Here is a 21,019-nt window from a genome sequence, read left to right as displayed (position 1 = left end):
CGTAGGTCCGCCCGCCGGGGAGGCACCGTGCCCTGCGCCCTCGCTCACGGCGACCCGGCCGGGCGGTCCAGCGCGGCGTCCAGACCCGGCTGCGGGGGCAGCAGCCGGGCCAGGCCGGTGACCCGGATGACCCGCAGCGTCAACGGGTGGGTGCACACCAGGTGCAGCTCGCCGCCGCGCTCCAGCACCCGGGAGCGCGCCCGGTACAGCAGCCGCAGCCCCGAGCAGTCGAAGAACTCCACCGGCCGCAGATCGAGCACGGCCCGCACACCGGCCCGGCCGGTGACCCGGTCGAGGAACGGGCCGATCTCCTCCGCGGCGACGAGGTCGATCTCGCCCCGGAACTCCAGCACCGTGTGCCCGCGGTAGGCGTACACGCCGAGCTGCCGGGTGAGGGGCACAGGTTCGTGTCGCACCTCGGCACCACCTCCCACCCGCACACCGACGTCACTTTCCGACCGACAAGTTACCGTTACCGGACGGAATTTGAGCATGTTCGATTGACATATGTCTGCGACTTCGCGGCGTGTCGCCGGGGCTCGCTCAGTCCGCCAGCAGCACCAGCTTCCCCGCCGTCCGGCCGGTCTCGCCCAGCTCGTGCGCCTTCGCGGCCTCGGCCAGCGGAAACGTCCCGGCGATCGCCGGTGCCAGCCGCCCGGACTCCGCCAGTTCCGCGATCGCCCGCATGCCGGCCCGGTCGGCGTCCACCAGCATCCACACCGCCCGCACGCCCAGCCGCTCGGCCTCGGTGTGGAAGTCGTCCGAGGCCGGCGGCAGGATCGAGACCACCACACCGCCCGGCCGCACCATCCGCAGCGACCGCACCGCGTTCTCACCGCCGAGCGTGTCCAGGACGACGTCCACGTCCCGCACCGCCTCTGTGACATCGGTGGCCCGGTAGTCGACCGGCTCGTCCACGCCGATCGCCCGCAGGAATCCGTGCTTGCCCGCGCTCGCCGTGCCGATCACGTACGCCCCGCGCGCCTTGGCGATCTGCACGGCCACGTGACCGACCCCGCCGGCCGCCGCGTGGATCAGCACCCGCTGTCCGGGCCGCACGTCCGCGTGCTCGGTCAGCGCCTGCCAGGCCGTCAGTGACACCAGCGGCAGCGCGCCCGCCCGCACGTGGTCCAGGCCGGCCGGCTTGTGCACCAGGGCCCGGGCCGGGGCGATGACGTACTCGGCGTGCGAGCCGTGGCCGAAGGGGAAGGGCAGCATGCCGAAGACCTCGTCACCGGGCCGGAACGCGGTCACGCCGAACCCGGTCTCCGCGATCTCCCCGGAGACGTCCCAGCCGAGGACGAACGGCGGCTCGCCGAGGTGCCCGCCGATGGCCCGCAGCTTCCAGTCGGCGGGGTTCACCCCGGCCGCCCGGACCCGTACCAGCACCTCGTTGGCCCGCGGCCTCGGCCGCTCGACCCGTACTTCCCTCAGCACCCCGGGTCCGCCGAGGACGTCCTGGCTGATGACACGCATCGTGTTCGCTTCGTTCATGATCACCAGCCTGCCGGAGCCCGCCCGGCCGGGAAATGGCATGAATGCCAATCACCGATAGGATCATGCCATGCCCGCCCCGCGTCCGCGCACCCACCGTCCGCAGCAGGTCGCCGTCCTCGCCCTCGACGGCGCCTACCCCTTCGAGCTGGGCATTCCGAGCCGCGTCCTGGGTGCCGCCGACGGCCGCTACGAGGTGCGCACCTGCACGGTTGACGGCCGGCCGGTGCGCTCCGGCGCCGACTTCACCATCGGTGTGGCGCACGGCCCCGAAATCCTGGACACCGCCGACACGGTCGTCATCACCTCCGTGCCGCCCGCCGACATCCCCACCGGACTGTCCGGCGACCTCGCCGCCGCGCTCGCCCGGATCCGGCCGGACGCCCGCATCGTGTCCATCTGCACGGCCGCCTTCGTCCTCGCCGAGGCGGGCCTGCTCGACGGCCGCCGGGCCACCACCCACTGGCAACTGGCCGACGCCTTCCGCCGCCGCTACCCGAAGGTGGACCTCGACCCCGACGTGCTGTTCGTCGCCGACGGCCGCATGCTCACCTCCGCCGGCGCGGCCTCCGGCGTCGACATCTGTCTGCACATCGTCCGCACCGACCACGGCAGCGCACTGGCGAACACCGCCGCCCGCCGCTGTGTGGTGCCCCCCTTCCGGGACGGCGGCCAGGCCCAGTACATCGAACAGCCGGTCCCCGAGAGCGGCGCCGCGAGCACGGCCGCGACCCGGGCCTGGGCGCTGGAACGACTGGACCGGCCGCTCACCCTCGCCGACCTCGCCGGCCACGCGCGGATGAGCCTGCGCACGTTCGTCCGCCGCTTCAACGACGAGGTCGGCCTCAGCCCGGGCCGCTGGCTGATCCAGCAGCGGGTGGCCCGCGCCCGGCACCTGCTGGAGGCCGGCGACCTGCCGGTGGACCGGATCGCCGCCGAGGTCGGCTTCGCCACCGGCGCCTCGCTGCGCCAGCACCTGCACGCGGCGCTCGGAGTGTCCCCCCAGGTCTACCGCCGCACCTTCCGGCAGACTCGCTGAACCCCATGCCCGGACCGACGCCGTGCGGGCGGCCCGCGCTCATGGCCACACTGAACGGAACGACCGGTGAGAAGAGGAGGCCGTACGCCATGACCCCGCCCCCCGCCCGTTCCGTCGAGCAGTGCACCGAGGACGTCCTTCGCCGGCTGGAGAACGATGTCGACGCGTGGGTCGCCACCGCCGCTCCCGACGGTGCGGTGCCCCATCTCGTGCCGCTGTCGTTCGTGTGGGACGGCACCTCGCTGCTGATCGCCACCGCGGCCGGCAGCCCCGTCGGCCGCGGCCTCGTGGCCACCGGCAGGGCCCGGCTCGGTGTCGGTTCCGCCAGGGACGTCGTCCTGATCGAGGGCGTCGCCCAGGCGGTGACCCCCGAGGACCTCCCCGAGGAGGACGCCGAGGTGTTCGCCGGCAAGACCGGCTTCGACCCGCGCCGGCTGGCCGACCGTTACCTGTACTTCCGGGTCGTCCCGCGGCGGGTCCAGGCATGGCGGGAGGAGAACGAACCGCACGGCCGCGAGCTGATGCGCGACGGGCGGTGGCTGGTCGCCGGCTGAACCCGGGCGCTGTGCCGGGCGCCGGCCGGCCCCGGCCGCCTTATGGCGCTACGGTCAGCCCGGCCGCCCCATGCCGACGGCGACCAGCCCCTGCCGTCTCAGGCCGGTGACGATCAGCCCCTGCCGTCTCATGCCTGTGTCGGTCAGTCCCGGTCGTCCCGTTCCGGTGTCGGTCAGTCCCGGCCGCCCTTGTCCGTCGTCGGCCACACGCCCGTCGAGCGGGCGATGGCCTTCGCGCCGGTGCGGTCCACGGCGCTGCGTACCACCGCGAAGATCGCCCCCTGGACCGCCGCCGCCAGCAGGATCTCGCCCCAGCCGCGGTCCGGGTCCAGCGCGTCGGGCGCGTCGTCCTCGTGCCGGATCACCTTCCACGCCTTGCGGAACGCCAGCCCGGCCAGCGCGCCGCCCGCCCAGCTGAGCGCGAAGCCGAACGGCTGGTAGACGAGCGGGAGCTTCTTCTTGTGCTTGTCCTTCTTGGCCATGTGTCACTCCTTCCTCGTCGGGCCGCCCTCATGCGGGCCGGCCCTGGGGGGCCACCCGTTCGCCCGGCGGTACCGCGCCCGGCGGCGTGCCGTCGCCGAACGGCCGGCCGCCCAGCTCCGCCCGGTGGTGCTCGGTCAGCCAGCCGCCGAGGTCCGGGCCGAGCGGCACGATCCCGGTGGGGTTGATGCCGGTGTGCACCTGGTAGTAGTGCCGCTTGATGTGGTCGAAGTCGACCGTGTCGCCGAAACCCGGCGTCTGGAACAGGTCACGGGCATACGCCCACAGCACCGGGTGCTCCGCCAGTTTCCAGCGGTTGCACTTGAAGTGGCCGTGGTAGACGGCGTCGAACCGGACGAGGGTGGTGAACAGCCGGATGTCCGCTTCCGTGAGGGTGTCACCGACCAGATAACGCTGCCCGGACAGCCGCTCGCCGAGCGCTTCCAGCCGCCGGAAGACGGCCGCGCACGCCTCCTCGTACTCCCGCTGCCGGGTGGCGAACCCGGCCCGGTAGACCCCGTTGTTCACGTCCTCGTACACCTCGGCCATCACCTCGTCGATCTCCGCGCGCCGGGCGGCCGGGTACAGGTCCGGTGCGCCGGGGCGGTGCAGGGCGGTCCACTCGGTGGCCAGGTCCAGGGTGATGCGCTGGTAGTCGTTGGTGACCAGCCGCCCGCTGGGGACGTCCACGATCGCGGGCACGCTGACGCCACCCGGACAGCCGGTCTCCCGCCGGTCGTAGGCCTCGCTCAGGAACCGGATGCCGAGCACCGGGTCCCGGCCGTCCGGGTCGAGGGTGAACCGCCAGCTGCGGTCGTCCTGGACCGGATCGGCGACCGCCAGCGACAGCGCGTCCTCCAGCCCCAGCAGCCGGCGCGAGATCACCGCGCGGCTCGCCCAGGGACAGGCACGGGAGACCACCAGCCGGTAGCGGCCCGCTGCCACCGGCCAGCCGTCCCGGCCGTCGGCGGTGATCCGGTCGTCGAAGTGGCTCCGGGACCTGGTGAACGTCCGGTGCCCGTAGGCGCTGTTTCCGTCGCCACCCATGTCTCCTCCTCGCCGGCCGGTTCCTCCTGGACCACGCGTTCCCCGTTTGGCGCGGACCGCACGGTGTGAGGTGCACGGTCGGGGGCAATCGGCGAGAGGTGAGCGGAACATCCTCGAATCGGGAGACGGCCGCGCGTACGGACGGGGGCGACGCCCACCGGCCGGCCCGCGGAGCACCTCCGGGCGCGCCACGGACCCACACCGGACGCGGCGGCCCGCCGCACCACCGCGACGGAACCGGCGGCCCCACAGGCCCCGGCGGACACACCGCCCCGGGCACCAGCGGCCACGCCGACACCGGCCCCCGCGCCGATCCCGCCGCCCCGGACACCGGCGGCCACGCCGACACCACCCCCCGCACCGAACCCGCCGCCGACCCGGACACCCGTCGCCGCCCCGGCTCCCCGGGCGGTGCCAAGGGTGACCGGTCCACCAGGGTCACCGTGCTCGTCGCGCTCGCGGCCAATCTGGTGATCGCCGTCGCCAAGGCGGCCGGTGGGGTGCTGGCCGGCTCGCCCGCGCTGCTGTCGGAGGCCGCGCACTCGGTCGCCGACAGCCTCAACGAGGTCTTCCTGCTGGCCGCCCTGCGCCGCAGCCGCCGCCCGGCCGACAGCCGGCACCCGTTCGGCTACGGCAAGGAACGCTTCTTCTGGTCCCTGCTCGCCGCCGTGGGCATCTTCGTCATGGGCGGCTGCTTCTCCTTCTTCCAGGGCTTCGAGGCCCTGCGCGTCGGCACCGAGGAAAAGTTCAGCGGCTATGTGGCGGGCCTGATCGTGCTGGGCGTGGCGCTGGTCGCCGAGGCCGGTTCGCTGCTGCGGGCCCTGCACCAGGTGCGCCGACAGGGCGGCGGGCTCCGCGGGCTGCGTGATCCCGCGCTGCGCACGGTGGTCGCCGAGGACGGCACGGCGGTCCTCGGCGTGACCCTCGCCCTGGTGGGCATGGCCCTGCACATGGTGACCGGGCAGACCGCCTGGGAGGCGTCCGCCTCGCTGGCCATCGGGGTGCTGCTGGTCTACGTCGCCTACCGGCTCGGCCGCGACGCCCGGGACCAGCTGATCGGGGAGGCCGCCGACCCGGAGCTGAGCGGCAGGATCGGGTCGCTGCTGCGGGCCCAGCCGGAGATCGACAGCGTGGAGGCGCTGTTCACCATGAAGCTGGGCCTTGACTCCACGCTGGTCGCCGCCCGCATCGACCTGGTGCCGGGCCTGGACAGCGAGCGCGTCGAGGAGGTCGCCGACCGTATCAAGCGGTCCCTGGCCCGGACGTTCCCGGACGTCGGCCAGATCTTTCTCGACGTCACCGACCGGTCCGCGGCCGGGGCAGCGGAAAGCCCCGCCGCGACGGGGGAACGCGGCGGGGCCTGACCGACGAGTGCCCGGCGCCGGGCCGCTCCACACGCGCCCAGAACAGATTTTTCTGAAACGCAGCGGTCGGCGGCCGGAAATCAGCTCTGGCCGGGGGAGTCCTCGTCGAACGGTTCCAGCACGAAGACGGGGATCTCCCGGGAGGTCTTCTTCTGGTAGTCGGCGTACGGCGGGTACGCGGCCACGGCCCGCTCCCACCAGTCGGCCTTCTCCGCCCCGGTGACCTCACGGGCCCGCATGTCCCGCTTCACCGGGCCGTCCTGCAGCTCCACGTGCGGGTCGGCCTTGACGTTGAAGTACCAGACCGGGTGCTTGGGCGCACCGCCGACGGAGGCGACCACCGCGTACCGGCCGTCGTGCTCCACCCGCATCAGCGGCGTCTTGCGGAGCTTCCCGCTCTTCGCGCCCCGGGTGGTCAGCACGATCACCGGCAGCCCGGTGTCGCGCAGCGTCGTCCCCTTCGTCCCGCCCGAACTCTCGTACAACTCGACCTGCTCGCGCACCCACCGTTCCGGGCTGGGCTCGTACACGCCCTCAAGAGGCATGGGATCCGATTCCTTTCATGCGTCCGGCGGACATCCGCCACGGCAGTCGACAACCGTGGCCGCCGGACATATCCGTACCGCGCGGTGCGGGTACTCATGTCCGCCGACGCGCCGCCCCCCGTCGCCGGGGCTCCCGCGCGGTCCGGCCGGGGCGGTGGCCGGTTCCCGCCCCCCGGTCCGGGGTACTTCGGCCAGATGACGAAGGCCGCCGAAGTGGCCGAACTTCCCGTCGACCCATAGATGCCTGGGGCATCTAATGAAGATCGGCACGACGCACTCATTCGTCTGCGAGGTCTTTCCATGACGGAACTGACGGACATCACCGGCCCGGCTGCCCAGGCCGAACCCGTCGCATTCCCCCAGGACCGCACCTGCCCCTACCACCCCCCCACCGGATACGACCCGCTGCGCGACGGGCGACCCCTGTCCCGCGTCACCCTCTACGACGGCCGCGAGGTCTGGCTCGTCACCGCGCAGGCCACCGCCCGCGCCCTGCTCGCCGACCCCCGGCTGTCCACCGACCGCCGCCGCGACGGCTTCCCGGTGCCCACCCCGCGCTTCGAGGCGGGCCGCGACCGCAAGCTGGCCCTGCTCGGCCTTGACGACCCCGAGCACCAGCAGCAGCGCCGGATGCTGATCCCGTCGTTCACCGTCAAACGCGCCACCGCGCAACGCCCCTGGATCCAGCGGATCGTCGACGAACTACTGGACGCCATGATCGCCCGGGGGCCGGTCGCCGACCTCGTGTCCGCGTTCGCGCTGCCCGTGCCGTCCATGGTCATCTGCGCACTGCTCGGCGTGCCCTACGCCGACCACGAGTTCTTCGAGGAACAGTCCCGCCGGCTGCTGCGCGGCCCGACCGGCGCGGACACGACCGAGGCCCGGGACCGGCTGGAGGCGTACCTCGGCGACCTGATCGACGCCAAGGCCAAGGAGGCCGAACCCGGCGACGGCATTCTGGACGAACTGGTCCACAACCGGCTCCGCGCGGGCGAGCTGGACCGGGAGGACCTGGTGTCGCTCGCCGTCATCCTGCTGGTCGCCGGGCACGAGACGACCGCCAACATGATCTCCCTGGGCACCTACACCCTGCTCCAGCACCCCGAGCGGCTGGCCGAGCTGCGGGCCGACCCCTCGGTGCTGCCCGCCGTCGTCGAGGAACTGCTGCGGATGCTGTCCATCGCCGAGGGGCTGCAGCGGATGGCGCTGGAGGACATCGAGATCGACGGCACCACCATCCGGGCCGGTGACGGCGTCCTCTTCTCTACTTCGGTCATCAACCGGGACACGGCCGTCTACGACGACCCCGACAACCTCGACTTCCACCGCGCCGACCGGCACCACGTGGCGTTCGGCTTCGGCATCCACCAGTGCCTGGGCCAGAACCTGGCCCGCGCGGAACTGGAGATCGCCCTCGGCACCCTGTTCACCCGGCTGCCCGGGCTGCGTCTCGCCGCCCCCGCCGAGGAGATCCCCTTCAAACCGGGCGACACGATCCAGGGGATGCTGGAACTCCCCGTGACCTGGTAAGAGGCTTCGCTCATGCACATGGACATCGACATCGACCAGGACGTCTGTATCGGCGCCGGACAGTGCGCGCTGGCGGCACCGGGCGTCTTCACCCAGGACGACGACGGCTACAGCACGCTGCTGCCCGGCCAGGAGAACGGCGTCACCGACCCGATGGTCCGGGAGGCCGCCCGCGCCTGCCCGGTCAGCGCCATCACCGTACGGGAGCGCACCGCCTGACGGACACGGCGGTACGGCGCGGCCCCGGCCCCGCCGTACCGCCGTGGCGGTGCCCCTACCGCACCGCGCGGACGTAGGCCGCGCTGCCCGGGGTGGACACGTCCCGGTCCCGGCGGACGATGCTCAGCCGGCCGCCCCAGTGGGCGCGGGCCGCGTCCAGGCCCCGGTCGGTGTACTCGATGTCCACCACCCGGTCGTCGAACGCCTCGGCGTACACCCCGCACTCGTCGTACTGGCCGCACTCCTCCGTCACCGCGAAGTCCAGTCCGGCCCGCTCGCGCCGCGCGGCCAGTTCGGCGGTGTTCTTCTGCGCGATGGCCAGGTGCCGGGCGTGCGCGTGCCGGGACAGCAGGGCCATGAACGCGGTCGCGTCGTCCGGGGTCAGCAGCCCGTCGGAGCGGGTGTAGCTGTCGTAGTTGTCGGGTTCGACGGCGTCGAAGCCCTTGTCCGCGCAGCCGTCGATCCAGCCGTTCACCCGCTTCGCGACCCGCTCCCGCTTGGCCGGGGTGCGGATGTCCAGCAACGGCTCGTCCCAGTCCTCGTCGATGACCGGACCGCCGCGCCCGTCGCGCAGCAGCAGATCGGCCGGCCAGGAGGACCGCTCGGCCGGCTGGGCCTGGAACGCGTTGACGTAGCAGATGTTGTACAGGCCCGGGGCGGGGGAGTCGGACCGGTCGCGGCTGACCACGCGCACGCCCTTGGGCGGCGGGTAGGCGCCGCCGATCTGGTAGTCGAAGCCGGCGCCCTTCGGGGGCAGCCGCACCGCGGCGGGCTTTCCGGAACCGTCCTCGTGCCCGTCACCGGAGGCGCAGCCGGCCAGCGCCGACATCGCGACGGCCAGGGTCGCTGCCAAGGCGCCCAGGGCCGTACGCGGCCTCCGGACGCGGGGATCACCCATGGGGGGCAAGTCCGCTCCATCCTGCCCACGCCGGGCGGCGCGGCACGTCCAGGATCAAATCGTCCGTACGCTCCCGTCGTCAAGTCGCTTCCCGGGCCACGTCGTAGGCTCGCCGGTGATCATCGTCTCGACGGCAGGAGCAGTAACGATGCAGTACGTGAAGCTCGGTTCGACGGGCCTGGACGTGTCGCGGATCTGTCTGGGCTGCATGACGTACGGGGTGCCGGACCGCGGCACGCACGAGTGGACGCTCGACGAGGAGGCGTCCCGGCCGCTGATCCGGCAGGCGCTCGAGGCGGGCGTGAACTTCTTCGACACCGCGAACGTCTACTCCGACGGCACCAGCGAGGAGATCGTCGGCAAGGCCCTGCGGGACTTCGCCCGCCGTGACGAGATCGTGCTGGCCACGAAGGTGCACGGCCGGATGCGGCCGGGCCCCAACGGCGCCGGGCTGTCCCGCAAGGCCATCATGACCGAGATCGACCACAGCCTGCGCCGCCTCGGCACCGACTACGTCGACCTCTACCAGATCCACCGCTACGACCACGCCACCCCCGTCAAGGAGACGATGGAGGCGCTGCACGACCTGGTCAAGGCGGGCAAGGTCCGCTACCTCGGCGCCAGTTCGATGTACGCGTGGGAGTTCGCCAAGGCCCAGTACACCGCCGAACGGCACGGCTGGACCAAGTTCGTCTCCATGCAGAACCACTACAACCTGCTCTACCGCGAGGAGGAGCGGGAGATGCTGCCCCTGTGCGCGGACCAGGGCGTCGGCGTGCTGCCGTGGAGCCCGCTCGCCCGGGGCCGGCTCACCCGCGACTGGGGCACCGTCACCGGACGCAGCGCCACCGACGACTTCGGCAGCCGGCTGTACCTGGAGAGCGACCGCGCGATCGTCGAGGCGGTCACCCGGATCGCGGCCGGCCGGGGTGTGCCGCGCGCCCGGGTGGCCCTCGCCTGGCTGCTGCACCAGGACACCGTGACGGCGCCCATCGTCGGCGCCGCCAAGCCGCAGCACCTCGAGGACGCGGTGGCCGCGGTCGGACTGGAGCTGACCGCCGAGGAGATCGAGGAGCTCCAGCGGCCGTACACCCCGCGCGCGGTCAGCGGCCACTGACGGCGCGGGGCCGGGTCGGCGGGCGTGCCGGGGCGGCCCCTGACCGGCGGCGTCGCGGCGTGAAGTCCGAGCGGAGCCGCCGCGCCGTCACCGGCCGTCCGGTCGGCCGCCCGATATGAACCAGCCTTCCTGTGACGGACGTTCATATCGAGCCGCGGGGTCACGGCTGGTGGTGCGGTGGCGGTGGCGGGATCGTGGCCAGGTCGGGGGCCGGTTCCGGCCACACCAGCAGGACCGGGCAGGGCGCGTGGTCGACGGCGAACCGGACGGCGGGGCCGAGGCTCTTCGGCCCGAGCCGGGAGCGGTCGCCGTCCCGTGCCAGCACCAGCAGCCCCGCCCCCTCGGCGGCGGCCACCACCTCCCGCTCGGCCCGGCCCGACCGCTCCTCGCGCACACAGGGTCGGCCCAGCCGCCGGGCCGCCGCGTCCAGCAGCGCGGCCGCCGAGGTGCCGCCGAGCGCCTCCAGCCGGTCCCCGGGGTCCCGCTCCCAGCCCTCGGCCGGGCGGTGTCCTGTCCGGTGACCGCGCCCGAGCAGCCCGTCGAAGGCCCCGTGCGCCACCGCGGGCACCTCGGGCCCGCTCACATGGAGCAGCACCACCTCGGTGGCCTGCGGCGCGTGCGCGCGCACCGCGTCCACACAGGCCGGCCAGGTGCCCTCCACCAGCCAGGCGACCACCCGCATCCGCCGAACCTCCCGCCGTCGTGCGCGCTACGGGACGCAACCCGCCCACCGCCTACAGAACCAGCAACGATCCCCACAGTGCCACCACCGCGACCGCGAGGGACGACGGCACGGCGAGCAGGCCGAGCCGGGTGAACTCCCCGAGGTTCACGTCGTGCTCGTGCTGGTGCACGATCCGCCGCCACAGCAGCGTGGCCAGCGATCCGGCGTAGGTGAGGTTCGGGCCGATGTTCACCCCGAGCAGCACCGCGAGCACCGCCCCCGGGCCGGCCGGGGCCGCCAGCGGCAGCAGGACCAGCACCGCGGGCAGGTTGTTGATCAGGTTGGCCAGCAGCGCGGCCAGTGCGGCGATCGCCAGCAGCTCGGCCAGCCCGGTGCCGTCCGGCATGACATGTCCCAGCACGTCCGCGAGCCCGTTGTCGACCACCGCCCGCACCACGACGCCCAGGGCCAGGACGAACGCCAGGAAGGCAGGGGACGCCGCCCGTACGACCGTCAGCGGGGTCGCCCGGCGCCGCGCCAGCGCCCGCCCGGCCAGCACCAGCGCGCCCCCGGCCGCCACCCAGGCCGGCTCGACGCCGAACAGCGACGCCACCACGAACCCGGCCAGCGTGCAGGCCACGGTCACCAGCGCGAACAGCGGCAGTCGCGGTGCGGCGCCGACGGCCCGGTCCGCCGGGGCCGCCGCGGCGAGGTCGCGGACGAAGAACCGCCGGAACACCAGGTACTCGACGCCGATCGCGGCCAGCCACGGCAGGGCCATCAGCGCCGCGAACCGGGTGAAGCTCAGCCCGCTGGCCGCGAACGCCAGCAGGTTCGTCAGATTGGACACCGGCAGCAGCAGCGAGGCCGTGTTCGACAGGTGCGTGCAGGCGTACACATGCGGTTTGGGCCGTACGCCGGTGCGCGCGGCCGTGGCGAACACCACTGGGGTGAGCAGCACGATGGTCGCGTCCAGGCTGAGTACGGCGGTGATCGCCGAGGCCAGCGCGAACACGGCGGACAGCAGCCGCACCGGACGGCCGGCCGCCCACCGGGCCATCCAGGCCCCGCACGCCTGGAACAGCCCTTCCACGTCGCAGAAGTGGGCGATCACCAGCACCGCCGCCAGGAAGCCGACCACCGGGCCGAGCCGTTCGGCCTCGGCGCGGGCGTGCCCGAGGGAGAGGGCGCCGGTGGCCACCGCGACCCCGGCGGCGGGTACGGCCATGACCGCCTCCGGCCACCCGAAGGGCCGTACGACGGCCCAGGCCAGCACGGCGATCAGCAGAGCGGCGGACACGGCCGCGGCGAGCGGGGTGTTCAGGGCGGGTCCTTCCGGAAATGATCACGGGGCTGCCCGCCCATGAAAACAGACCGGACACCGAAGGCCGGTCAGGGGCTCGGCCGGGGGGCGGTCAGGGGCCCGTGCCCGGGCTCAGCACCGTCAGCCGGACGGACGAGGCGGTCCCGGAGACCGGGACCGGGCCGCCCGGCCAGGCCACCCGCAGCGGGTCCCGTTCGTCCGGCGGGGTGACCAGCAGCCCGGCCGGTGTGGCCGACCGCGCCCCGCTGACCTCCGGGTTGGAGAAGGTCAGCCCCGCCCAGGCGCTCTGCCCCGGCCGGACCGTGACGGTGACCGGGGTGCCCGGTACCCGCCTCGGGTCGGCGCCGAGCTGATGACCGGAGGCGTCGACGAAGGCCGCGCCCGGATAGCCGCGCAGGGTGCAGGTGCGGCCGGAGGCGTTGGTGAGCACCAGCGGGAAGTTCTCCTGCCCGGCGCCCGGGTCGTTGCGGCCCACCGAGGCCCGCAACTCCGAGGTGTGGCAGCGGGAGCCGCCCGCGGGCGTCGCGGGCGCGGCCGTCGTGCCGCCCGAGGGCGCCGTCGTCCTCGGCGGAGCCGGCGAGGCGGTCCGGGCGGGGGCGGAGGAGGTGGCCGGGGCGGACGCCGGGGGGCTCGGGGTCTCCCGCGCGGGGGCGGCCGTACCGGCGGAACTGGCCGGCGGTTCGCCGCTGACGTCCTCGCCGCTGCCGTTGCCGCAGCCGGCCAGCAGGCCCAGCACGGCGGCCGTGCTCACGAGCAGGGCCCCGCGCCGCGTGGACCGGGGGGTGTGCACCATGTCGCTCAACACTCCTGAAAGGTCGTGGCACGCGACCGGGGTGCGTGCCTGGGGCGCCGGGTGCGCCGTTTCTCCCCGTCCGATGCGCGGACCGCCGGAAAAGTTCGGGGCACGCGGGTTCTTTTCCCCGATTCGCCCCTGGGCAGGCGCCGTTCAGGCCACCCGCGGCGAACGCGGTACGCCGTCGGTCGCGTCGCCGTCACCTCGTCGGCGTACCCGCGCGTACACCCGCGGCCGGACGGCACCGTCCGTTGGGGCAGGCGCGGACCCGGTGAGCGGGCAGCCGCTCCGGGACCGGGTCCGGCGCGCCCTACCGGTCCCGCTCGAACAACGGCAGCTCGGCCCAGATGGTCTTGCCCTCCGCCGTGTGCCGGCTGCCCCAGCGCTGGGTGAGCTGGGCGACCAGCAGCAGACCCCGGCCGCCCTCGTCGAACACCTTGGCCCGGCGCAGATGCGGGGCGGTGTGGCTGGCGTCGGAGACCTCGCAGGTCAGCGTGTTGGCGTCGTGGATCAGCCGGAGCCGGATGGGGTGGGAGCCGTACCGGATGGCGTTGGTGACCAGCTCGCTGACCACCAGTTCGGTCGTGAACGTCGCCTCGCTCAGCGCCCAGTCGGACAGCTGCTCCACGACCTGCTTGCGGATCGGCGCGACCAGCGCCGGATCGGCGGGAATGTCCCAGGTCGCCACCTGCGAGGCGGGCAGGCCCCGGGTACGGGCGAGCAGCAGGGCCACGTCGTCGGGTGCGCCGCCGTAGGGGAGCAGGGTGTGCAGGACGCGGTCGCAGGTCTCGTCCAGGGAGCCGGCGTACGCCCCGAGCGCCGCGTGCAGCATCTCCCGGCTGGTCTCCGGGTCCCGCTCCCGGGACCACACCAGCCCGTCCGTGTACAGCGCGAGGACCGTGCCCTCGGGCAGCTCCACCTCGGCGGACTCGAACGGCAGCCCGCCCAGGCCCAGCGGGGGACCGGCGGGCAGGTCCAGTGCGCGGGGCGCGCCGCCCGGCTCCAGCACCACGGGCGGCGGATGCCCGGCGCGGGCCAGGGCGCAGCGCCGGGACACCGGGTCGTAGACGGCGTACAGACAGGTGGCGCCGAGTTCGCCGGGGCTGCCCGCCTCGCCGGCGCTCGCGGTCCCGGACTCGTCCGAGAGCCGCAGTACCAGGTCGTCCAGGTGGGTCAGCAACTCGTCCGGGGCCAGGTCGATGTCCGCCAGGGTGCGCACGGCGGTGCGCAGCCGGCCCATGGTGGCCGAGGCCCGGATGCCGTGCCCGACCACGTCCCCGACGACCATCGCGACCCGCATCCCGGACAGCGGGATCACGTCGAACCAGTCCCCGCCCACCCCGGCGCGCGCGGCCGGCAGATACCGGGAGCAGGCCTCCAGCGCGGCCGTGTGCGGCAGCGAGCGGGGCAGCAGGCTGCGCTGGAGCGCGAGCGCCGTCTCCCGTTCGCGCGAGTAACGGCGGGCGTTGTCGATGCAGACGGCGGCCCGCGCGGTGATCTCCTCGGCCAGCAGCACGTCGTCCGGGGTGAACGCCTCCGGGCGCCGGTGCCGGCCCAGCACCGCGACCCCGAGGGTCAGCCCGCGCGCCTGGATCGGCACCGACATCGCGCAGTGGACGCCGAACTCGCGCACCGGGGTGCCGCCCGCGCCGTGCCGGGCCGGTACCCGGCCCACGGCGCCGGGGGCCGGCGGGACGGCGACGGTGCGGCCCGTGGCCAGCGCGTCCGCCTGCGGGGAGCCCTGCGGGTACTGCTCCGTCTGCCCGGGGCCGATCTCCGTCTCCGGTACGCCGGGCAGCACCGACCGCTGGGCGGTCCGGCGCAGCCGCACCGGCGCGGTGATGCGGGCCGGGGCCTCGGCGCCGCCGTCCTGCGGATCGAGCAGGTCGATGGTGACGAAGTCGGCGAGCGCGGGCACGCACACGTCCGCCAGCTCCTGGGCGGTACGGGTGACGTCCAGCGTCGTCCCGATGCGCACGCTGGCCTCGTTGACCAGCTGGAGCCGCTGCCGGGCGCGGTGGTTGTCGGTGATGTCGTGCGCGGCCATGGACACGCCCCGCACCCGGCCCGCCCGGTCCCGCACCGGTGCCATCCGGGCCAGCCAGGCGTGCGCCCGGTCCTCGCCGCCGGTGCGCAGGAAGGTCTGCACGTCCAGTGGCCGGCCCGAGGACAGCACCCTGAGCAGGTCCGCCTCCAGTTCCTCGCTCTGCGGTTTGCCGCCGATCTCCGCGATCCGCAGCCCCCGTACCCGCTCCTCGGGCAGCCCGACGACGGCGGCCATCGCCTCGTTCATCCGGCGCAGCCGCAGCCGGTCGTCGTACACGGCGATCGCGCAGGGCGACTGGATCAGGCCCGCCTCGGTGAGCGGGTCGTCGGCGGCGGGCGGCTCGGTGCCGGCGAGCGGGGTGACCACGAGCCAGTCGCCCGGCGCGCCGTCGTGCGGCGGGCGGTGGTGGGCGAGCAGCCACACGGAGACGGTACGGCCGTCGCGGTGGCGCAGGCCGAGCGTGCCCTCCCAGCGCGGGCCGGGGGGTGCGGCCGGGGCCGGGGCGCCGCCGGCCAGCAGCTTCGCGGCGGGGCGGCCCAGGACGGCGTCCGCCGGGTGGCCGAGCAGGCGGACTGCTCCCTCGTTCCACTCCACCAGCGTGCCGTCGTCGCCGATGACAGCGCGTGCCGTGCCCGCGTCGTCGAACGGATAGACCCGGCTCATCGTCGCCGCTCCCAAGCGCACACACTCTCAGTGAACAGGTGGCACCACTCGTGTTCCAGCGTAGTGCGTGACGTCTCCCGGTGAGCGGCGGCGCCGGGGCCGGTCGGCCGACCGGTCGAACACGGTCAGGGGCCGGTCAGGGGCAAATCCGGACTGTTCACGGCCGGAGGCGGCCGGGCACGTCCGCACTCTTGACGGTCGCGGTGAGCAGGCCGTCAGAATCTGTTTGGTCGCGATCAATTGTGAGTAGTTCTGAGTCCTGATGAGCCCTGAGCCATGACGGGGGTCCCTTCCGTCATGACGAGTCCCGATGGGGGAGAGCCGCCTATGACGGTCACGCGCAGGTCGGTCCTGGTCGCAGCCGCGGCAGCGCCCGCGGCCGGAACGCTCCCGGCCCTCGCGGCGGCCCCGGCCGCCCTCGCCGCCGAGGCGTCCGGCACCGGCGGACGCCTCATCGTGCCGCTGCGGGACGGCTGGCGGTTCCGCCTGGCCGACCCGGTCGGCGCCACCGACCCGGCCGGCGACCCGGCGCGCACCGCCGGCCCGGATCACGACGACTCGGCCTGGCACGAGGTCGCCGTACCGCACGACTGGAGCATCGAGCAGGCCCCCACCACCGAGCACAACACCACCGGCGGCACCGGCTTCCTCCCGGGCGGCCTCGGCTGGTACCGGCTCGCCTTCACCCTCCCGCGCTCCTGTACCGGCCGGCGGATCTCGGTGGAGTTCGACGGCGTCTACATGGACGCCCACGTCTACTGCAACGGCACCGAGGCGGGCCGCCACCCCTACGGCTACACCGGCTTCGCCCTCGACCTCACCGATCTCGTGCACACCGACGGCAGCACGCCCAACGTGCTCGCGGTCCGGGTGCGCAACCAACTGCCCAGCAGCCGCTGGTACTCCGGCAGCGGCATCTACCGCGAGGCCCGCCTGGTGATCACCGAGCCGGTGCACGTCGCCCGCTGGGGGACGTACGTCACCACCCCGGAGGTCTCACCCGGCCGGGCGCTGGTCCGGGTGCGCACGATGGCGCGCAACGACTCCGGCACCGCCGCGGACGTGGAGATCAGGTCCCGGATCACCGCCCCCGACGGCCGGACCGTGGCCCGTACGGACAGCACGGTCGCCGTCGCCGCCGCGGGGGAGGCCGCCGCGACCCACGAACTCACCGTCCCGGACCCCCTGTTGTGGGACTTCGCGACGCCGGGGCACCGCTACACCCTGCACACCGAGCTGCGGGTGGGCGGCCGCACCACCGACACCCACCGCACCCCCTTCGGCATCCGCACCTTCCGCTTCGACCCCGACGAGGGCTTCTCCCTCAACGGCACCCCCACCAAGATCAAGGGCGTCGACCTCCACCACGACCAGGGCGCCCTCGGCGCCGCGATCAGCGCCGACGCCGTCCGCAGACAGCTGCGGATCATGAAGTCGATGGGCGTCAACGCCCTGCGCACCTCGCACAACCCGCCCGCGCCGGAGCTGATCCGGGTCTGCGAGGAACTGGGCATCGTGATGCTGGTGGAGGCCTTCGACTGCTGGCGCACCGGCAAGACGCGGTACGACTACGGCCGGTTCTTCGACGAGTGGTGCGAGCAGGACGCCACCGAGATGGTCCTGGCCGCCCGCAACTCACCGGCCGTGCTGCTGTGGTCCATCGGCAACGAGATTCCCGACTCCACCTCCACCGCGGGCCTGGTCATGGCGGACCGGATCATCGGCGCGATCAAGGCCGCCGACGGCACCCGGCCGCTCGTCATCGGCTCCGACAAGTACCGGCGGCTGCCCGCCAAGGGCTCGGCGGCCGACCTGATGCTCGCCAAGCTCGACGGCCTCGGCCTCAACTACAACACGGCCAAGTCGGTGGACGCCCTGCACGCCGCCTACCCGCACCTGTTCCTCTTCGAGTCCGAGTCCTCCTCGGAGACCTCCACCCGGGGCACCTACCAGGAGCCGGAGCACCTCAACACCGGCGAGAACCACACCCCCGGCAGGCGGGAGGTCTCCTCCTACGACAACAACCTCGCCTCCTGGACGATGAGCGGCGAGTACGGGCACAAGAAGGACCGGGACCGGAAGTGGTTCGCGGGCCAGTTCCTGTGGTCCGGCATCGACTACATCGGCGAACCGACCCCGTACGACGTGTTCCCGGTGAAGGCGTCCTTCTTCGGCGCCGTCGACACGGCCGGCTTCCCCAAGGACATGTACCACCTGTTCAAGAGCCAGTGGACGACCGAGCCGATGGTCCACCTGCTGCCGATGACCTGGAACCACGAGGAGGGCGACACCGTCGAAGTGTGGGCGTACGCCAACGTGCCCACGGTCGAGCTGTTCCTCAACGGAGAGTCCCTGGGAGTACGGGAGTTCGACGTCAAGCAGACCACCGACGGCCGCACCTACCTGGAGACCACCGAGGCCACCGGCGACGACAAGACCTTCACCGACGGCCCCTACCCGGGCAGTTACACCAGCCCCAACGGCAGCGCCGGCAAACTCCACCTGACCTGGAAGGTGCCGTACCGGCCGGGCGAGCTGCGGGCGGTGGCCCGGCGGGACGGCAAGGCCGTCGCCAGTGACGTCCTGCGCACGGCCGGTGCCCCGCACGCCGTACGCCTCACCGCCGACCGCACCTCCCTCGCCGCCGACGGCCGTTCGCTCGCCTTCGTCACCGCCGAGATCACCGACGCGCACGGGGTCGTCGTGCCCGACGCCGCACACCTCATCGCCTTCGGCGTCTCCGGCGGCTCCCTGGCCGGCGTGGACAACGGCCGCCAGGAGAGTGCCGAGCGCTACCAGGCGAGCACCCGCACCGCCTTCCACGGCAAGGCGCTCGCCATCGTCCGGTCGGGCGTGCGGCCCGGCACCCTTGAGGTCACCGCCCGGGTGGCCGGCCTGCGCCCGGGCACCGTCCGCCTGCGCACCACCGAGGCCGGCCACGCCGCGACCACCGCACCCGCGGTGCTCCGCCCCGACCCTCCCGCGCCGCCCGCCCACCCGTACGCGGACGCGAGTTACTCCGGCCGTCCGGACACCCCGCCCGCCGCGATGCTGGACGGCGACCCGGCCACCGGCTGGTCCAACGCCTTCGTCAAGCAGGCCACCGCGCTGCTGCCCGCGTTCGACGGGGCCCGGGCGAAGGACTGGGTGTCGGTCGACTTCGGGCGCGCCCGCACCCTCGACCGGGTGGCCGTGTCCTTCACGGCTGACGCGGGCCACACCCCGCCCGCGCGGGCCGAGGTGGCGGTGTGGGACGGGCACGCCTACGTCCCGGTGACCGGGGCGAGGACGGAGTGGGCCACCGCCTCCGACAGCCCCACGGTCATCACCTTCGACCCGGTCCGCGGCTCCCGGCTGCGCCTGACCCTCACCAGCGCCCGCCCGGGCCGCCCGGAGGGAGCGGTGCGCATCAGCAGGCTGGACGTGTGAGGGGGCGGGTTCGGAGCCGGCGGTACCGCGATGCAAGGGGTCCCACCTGGGCGTATTTACGCGTGAGTACTCGCGCGGTACCGTGAGGGCATGCCAGCTCTCAACGTGGAGTTCAGCGAACGGGAACTAGAGGACCTGCGCCAGATCGCCAAGGAGCGCGGTACGTCGATGAAGGCCCTGGTGCGCGAGGCCGCCGCCGCCGACATCGCCCGGCACCGCGCACTCCAGGAGGGCGCGGAGGCGTTCCGCCGCTTCTTCGCCGGCCACGCCGAGGAGTTCGCGGCGGCCTTCCCCGACGACGAGCGCCCCGGCCGGGGCGAGGCCGCCTGACCGATGTCCTCCGTCATCCACATCGACGTTCCCTGGCTGCTCCAGCGACACGAAGAAGTCCTGCCCGACCAGCCCGCCGTGGACGACTTCTCGGCGCTGGTCGCGGCCGTCGCCCGGCACCGGGTGGACCCGCCCCGGCTCGGCGTCGACTCCGACGCGGCCTGGCGGGCCGCCGCCCTGCTGCACACCCTCGCCGTGCTCAAGCCGCTGCCCGCCGCCAACGCCCGCTTCGCCTGCGCCACCGCCGTCGCCTACATGTTCGTCAGCGGCGCCGGCATCGACCCGCCCTACGGCGCGCTCGTCGACCTCGCGCGGGACCTCATCTCCGGCAAGACCGACGTCTACGGCGCCGCCGACCGGCTCCGCTCCTGGCAGATCTGATCCCGCTCCGGCCGGTGGGGGAAGCCACCGGAACCGCCGGCCGGAGCGGGGCCCTACGGGGAGGACCGGGTCCCAGTCCACCACCGGACCGCGCCCCTGGGGAGCGTGTGCGTCCGGCCGGTGCGTGCGCCTGCTTCGCACGGGGCGCGCGGGGCCGTGCCGTCCGTGCGTCCCGTGCCCCGGCCGGACGGGAACCGTCCACGCGATGATCACTTCATGAACACGCGGAGTCATGAAGGGTCTCCGGGCGGGCGGGATCGGAATGTTTCAGGACGATTAACGACGCGCTGATTTTCGGCCATCCAGCTCGCCCCAGGACCGGGGAACCGCTCTGTTACGGGCTCCCGCCGTTCGAATTCCGTGACTTCACGCCACTGATTCAACACGAAAGGTTACTGAAACCCATGGGTTCGATGTGAGTTTCGGCGGTGGACTCGGCAGAGTGGCGCACGCCGCTCCGGCACCCGACCGGGCTGGAGCCGGCAACCCGTCTGTTCGAGCGGAAGGATGCACACAATGCGGAACACCGCGCGCTGGGCAGCGGCCCTCGGCCTCACGGCCGCCGCCGTTTGCGGACCCCTGACCGGGGCCGCCGTCGCCGCACCGGGCGCCGCCCCGTCGTCGCTCTACGCCCCCTCGGCACTGGTGCTCACCACCGGCCACGGCGACGACGCGGCCACGGCCACTCCGGAGCGCGCCGTCACCCTGAGCTGCGCGCCCACTGCCTCCGGCACCCACCCCGCCCCGGCTGAGGCCTGCGCCGAACTGCGCGGCCTCGATGGCGACCTCGACGCCCTCAAGCCCGCCGACGGCGTGATGTGCACCAAGGAGTACAACCCGGTCGTGGTCACGCTCCAGGGCGTCTGGCAGGGGCAGCGCCTCTCCTACGAGCACACGTTCGACAACGCGTGCATGAGGGATGCCGTGGGCGGCAGCCTCTTCGCGTTCTAGGACCGGGATCGCATGGAACCCCGTGAACGCCGGATCAGGCCCGCAACTGGGGAGTGCGGCCCCTGGGCACGGGGAACCTGCGATCTCGCACCGGGGCAGGCGGGCGGAGTGGGGCCGCCCGCCGGCTCCGGGCAACACAGCCGCTCCCCG

Annotated in this window: 20 protein-coding genes; 10 read left to right on the top strand and 10 right to left on the bottom strand. The window is 73.7% G+C overall.

Features of this window, described 5'->3' with window-relative positions; all coding sequences use genetic code 11:
• Nucleotides 1-44: 44 nt before the first annotated feature.
• Nucleotides 45-416: an anti-sigma factor antagonist gene (locus Srubr_RS15950; RefSeq protein ID WP_229926384.1), complete on the bottom strand. Its 372-nt coding sequence runs from the start codon at nt 414-416 to the stop codon at nt 45-47.
• Nucleotides 417-543: 127 nt separating this feature from the next.
• Nucleotides 544-1,494: an NADP-dependent oxidoreductase gene (locus tag Srubr_RS15945; RefSeq protein ID WP_189988993.1), complete on the bottom strand. Its 951-nt coding sequence runs from the start codon at nt 1,492-1,494 to the stop codon at nt 544-546.
• Nucleotides 1,495-1,564: 70 nt separating this feature from the next.
• Between Srubr_RS15945 and Srubr_RS15940 the strand changes: the two genes are divergently transcribed.
• Both Srubr_RS15940 and Srubr_RS15935 read left to right on the top strand, forming a co-directional pair.
• Entirely contained in the window at nt 1,565-2,533 is a 969-nt protein-coding gene (locus Srubr_RS15940; RefSeq protein ID WP_189988991.1) for a GlxA family transcriptional regulator, read from the top strand.
• 89 nt (nt 2,534-2,622) lie between these two features.
• The gene (locus tag Srubr_RS15935) at nt 2,623-3,087 is read left to right on the top strand and encodes a pyridoxamine 5'-phosphate oxidase family protein (RefSeq protein WP_189988988.1); all 465 of its coding nucleotides are present in this window, start codon (nt 2,623-2,625) and stop codon (nt 3,085-3,087) included.
• Between the two features lie 173 nt (nt 3,088-3,260).
• Here Srubr_RS15935 and Srubr_RS15930 read toward each other — a convergent pair whose 3' ends face one another.
• The gene (locus Srubr_RS15930; RefSeq protein WP_189988986.1) at nt 3,261-3,569 is read right to left on the bottom strand and encodes a DUF4235 domain-containing protein; all 309 of its coding nucleotides are present in this window, start codon (nt 3,567-3,569) and stop codon (nt 3,261-3,263) included.
• Between the two features lie 28 nt (nt 3,570-3,597).
• Nucleotides 3,598-4,614 carry a glutathione S-transferase family protein gene (locus Srubr_RS15925; protein WP_189988984.1) on the bottom strand — a complete coding sequence of 339 codons (1,017 nt, stop codon included), beginning with the start codon at nt 4,612-4,614 and terminating at the stop codon, nt 3,598-3,600.
• A gap of 443 nt (nt 4,615-5,057) precedes the next feature.
• Here Srubr_RS15925 and Srubr_RS15920 point away from each other — a divergent pair, with 443 nt between their 5' ends.
• Nucleotides 5,058-5,978, top strand: coding sequence for a cation diffusion facilitator family transporter (locus tag Srubr_RS15920; protein ID WP_189989791.1), 921 nt, complete (start codon nt 5,058-5,060; stop codon nt 5,976-5,978).
• 80 nt (nt 5,979-6,058) lie between these two features.
• Here Srubr_RS15920 and Srubr_RS15915 read toward each other — a convergent pair whose 3' ends face one another.
• On the bottom strand, nt 6,059-6,523 hold the full coding sequence (locus Srubr_RS15915; RefSeq protein WP_189988982.1) for a nitroreductase family deazaflavin-dependent oxidoreductase: 465 nt from the start codon (nt 6,521-6,523) through the stop codon (nt 6,059-6,061).
• Nucleotides 6,524-6,823: 300 nt separating this feature from the next.
• On the opposite strand from Srubr_RS15915, the gene Srubr_RS15910 reads away from it, so the two are divergent.
• Entirely contained in the window at nt 6,824-8,053 is a 1,230-nt protein-coding gene (locus Srubr_RS15910; protein WP_189988980.1) for a cytochrome P450, read from the top strand.
• 18 nt (nt 8,054-8,071) lie between these two features.
• Nucleotides 8,072-8,272 (top strand): ferredoxin, encoded by a 201-nt coding sequence (locus tag Srubr_RS15905; RefSeq protein ID WP_189989789.1) that lies wholly within the window; start codon nt 8,072-8,074, stop codon nt 8,270-8,272.
• 55 nt (nt 8,273-8,327) lie between these two features.
• Here Srubr_RS15905 and Srubr_RS15900 read toward each other — a convergent pair whose 3' ends face one another.
• Nucleotides 8,328-9,170 (bottom strand): endo alpha-1,4 polygalactosaminidase, encoded by an 843-nt coding sequence (locus Srubr_RS15900; protein ID WP_189988978.1) that lies wholly within the window; start codon nt 9,168-9,170, stop codon nt 8,328-8,330.
• Between the two features lie 148 nt (nt 9,171-9,318).
• Between Srubr_RS15900 and Srubr_RS15895 the strand changes: the two genes are divergently transcribed.
• Nucleotides 9,319-10,287 (top strand): aldo/keto reductase, encoded by a 969-nt coding sequence (locus tag Srubr_RS15895; RefSeq protein ID WP_189988977.1) that lies wholly within the window; start codon nt 9,319-9,321, stop codon nt 10,285-10,287.
• A 160-nt stretch (nt 10,288-10,447) separates the two neighbouring features.
• On the opposite strand, the gene Srubr_RS15890 is transcribed toward Srubr_RS15895, so the two are convergent.
• From Srubr_RS15890 to Srubr_RS15875, 4 genes are all read right to left on the bottom strand, one after another.
• A complete protein-coding gene (locus Srubr_RS15890; protein ID WP_189988975.1) occupies nt 10,448-10,969 on the bottom strand; it encodes a universal stress protein in 522 nt (173 codons plus the stop codon).
• A 52-nt stretch (nt 10,970-11,021) separates the two neighbouring features.
• A complete protein-coding gene (locus Srubr_RS15885) occupies nt 11,022-12,275 on the bottom strand; it encodes an SLC13 family permease (RefSeq protein WP_189989787.1) in 1,254 nt (417 codons plus the stop codon).
• Nucleotides 12,276-12,366: 91 nt separating this feature from the next.
• Nucleotides 12,367-13,068, bottom strand: coding sequence for a DUF4232 domain-containing protein (locus tag Srubr_RS15880; RefSeq protein ID WP_189988973.1), 702 nt, complete (start codon nt 13,066-13,068; stop codon nt 12,367-12,369).
• A 310-nt stretch (nt 13,069-13,378) separates the two neighbouring features.
• Entirely contained in the window at nt 13,379-15,778 is a 2,400-nt protein-coding gene (locus Srubr_RS15875) for a SpoIIE family protein phosphatase (protein ID WP_189988971.1), read from the bottom strand.
• A gap of 327 nt (nt 15,779-16,105) precedes the next feature.
• On the opposite strand from Srubr_RS15875, the gene Srubr_RS15870 reads away from it, so the two are divergent.
• The 4 genes from Srubr_RS15870 to Srubr_RS15855 all read left to right on the top strand — a co-directional run bounded on the left by Srubr_RS15870 (nt 16,106) and on the right by Srubr_RS15855 (nt 20,869).
• Nucleotides 16,106-19,207, top strand: coding sequence for a glycoside hydrolase family 2 TIM barrel-domain containing protein (locus Srubr_RS15870; RefSeq protein WP_189988970.1), 3,102 nt, complete (start codon nt 16,106-16,108; stop codon nt 19,205-19,207).
• A gap of 90 nt (nt 19,208-19,297) precedes the next feature.
• A complete protein-coding gene (locus Srubr_RS15865) occupies nt 19,298-19,537 on the top strand; it encodes a hypothetical protein (protein ID WP_030607465.1) in 240 nt (79 codons plus the stop codon).
• 3 nt (nt 19,538-19,540) lie between these two features.
• Nucleotides 19,541-19,918 (top strand): toxin Doc, encoded by a 378-nt coding sequence (locus Srubr_RS15860; protein ID WP_189988967.1) that lies wholly within the window; start codon nt 19,541-19,543, stop codon nt 19,916-19,918.
• A gap of 516 nt (nt 19,919-20,434) precedes the next feature.
• Nucleotides 20,435-20,869 (top strand): subtilase-type protease inhibitor, encoded by a 435-nt coding sequence (locus tag Srubr_RS15855; RefSeq protein WP_189988965.1) that lies wholly within the window; start codon nt 20,435-20,437, stop codon nt 20,867-20,869.
• Nucleotides 20,870-21,019: the final 150 nt, after the last annotated feature.

Origin of the sequence: Streptomyces rubradiris, from assembly GCF_016860525.1 — a bacterium.
GTDB classification, from domain to species: domain Bacteria; phylum Actinomycetota; class Actinomycetes; order Streptomycetales; family Streptomycetaceae; genus Streptomyces; species Streptomyces rubradiris.
Note: the sequence above shows the minus strand (reverse complement) of the source record. Positions and strands in the feature narration are given on the sequence as shown.

What these genes read in the sequence shown, in the direction of transcription:
- Srubr_RS15860 (WP_189988967.1), top strand. Translation starts at nt 19,541, where the DNA reads ATGTCCTCCGTCATCCACATCGACGTTCCCTGGCTGCTCCAGCGACAC.
- Srubr_RS15935 (WP_189988988.1), top strand. Translation starts at nt 2,623, where the DNA reads ATGACCCCGCCCCCCGCCCGTTCCGTCGAGCAGTGCACCGAGGACGTC.
- Srubr_RS15870 (WP_189988970.1), top strand. Translation starts at nt 16,106, where the DNA reads ATGACGGTCACGCGCAGGTCGGTCCTGGTCGCAGCCGCGGCAGCGCCC.
- Srubr_RS15875 (WP_189988971.1), bottom strand. Translation starts at nt 15,778, where the DNA reads ATGAGCCGGGTCTATCCGTTCGACGACGCGGGCACGGCACGCGCTGTC.
- Srubr_RS15945 (WP_189988993.1), bottom strand. Translation starts at nt 1,494, where the DNA reads ATGAACGAAGCGAACACGATGCGTGTCATCAGCCAGGACGTCCTCGGC.
- Srubr_RS15865 (WP_030607465.1), top strand. Translation starts at nt 19,298, where the DNA reads ATGCCAGCTCTCAACGTGGAGTTCAGCGAACGGGAACTAGAGGACCTG.
- Srubr_RS15930 (WP_189988986.1), bottom strand. Translation starts at nt 3,569, where the DNA reads ATGGCCAAGAAGGACAAGCACAAGAAGAAGCTCCCGCTCGTCTACCAG.
- Srubr_RS15880 (WP_189988973.1), bottom strand. Translation starts at nt 13,068, where the DNA reads ATGGTGCACACCCCCCGGTCCACGCGGCGCGGGGCCCTGCTCGTGAGC.
- Srubr_RS15925 (WP_189988984.1), bottom strand. Translation starts at nt 4,614, where the DNA reads ATGGGTGGCGACGGAAACAGCGCCTACGGGCACCGGACGTTCACCAGG.
- Srubr_RS15895 (WP_189988977.1), top strand. Translation starts at nt 9,319, where the DNA reads ATGCAGTACGTGAAGCTCGGTTCGACGGGCCTGGACGTGTCGCGGATC.
- Srubr_RS15910 (WP_189988980.1), top strand. Translation starts at nt 6,824, where the DNA reads ATGACGGAACTGACGGACATCACCGGCCCGGCTGCCCAGGCCGAACCC.
- Srubr_RS15940 (WP_189988991.1), top strand. Translation starts at nt 1,565, where the DNA reads ATGCCCGCCCCGCGTCCGCGCACCCACCGTCCGCAGCAGGTCGCCGTC.
- Srubr_RS15915 (WP_189988982.1), bottom strand. Translation starts at nt 6,523, where the DNA reads ATGCCTCTTGAGGGCGTGTACGAGCCCAGCCCGGAACGGTGGGTGCGC.
- Srubr_RS15855 (WP_189988965.1), top strand. Translation starts at nt 20,435, where the DNA reads ATGCGGAACACCGCGCGCTGGGCAGCGGCCCTCGGCCTCACGGCCGCC.
- Srubr_RS15890 (WP_189988975.1), bottom strand. Translation starts at nt 10,969, where the DNA reads ATGCGGGTGGTCGCCTGGCTGGTGGAGGGCACCTGGCCGGCCTGTGTG.
- Srubr_RS15900 (WP_189988978.1), bottom strand. Translation starts at nt 9,170, where the DNA reads ATGGGTGATCCCCGCGTCCGGAGGCCGCGTACGGCCCTGGGCGCCTTG.
- Srubr_RS15905 (WP_189989789.1), top strand. Translation starts at nt 8,072, where the DNA reads ATGGACATCGACATCGACCAGGACGTCTGTATCGGCGCCGGACAGTGC.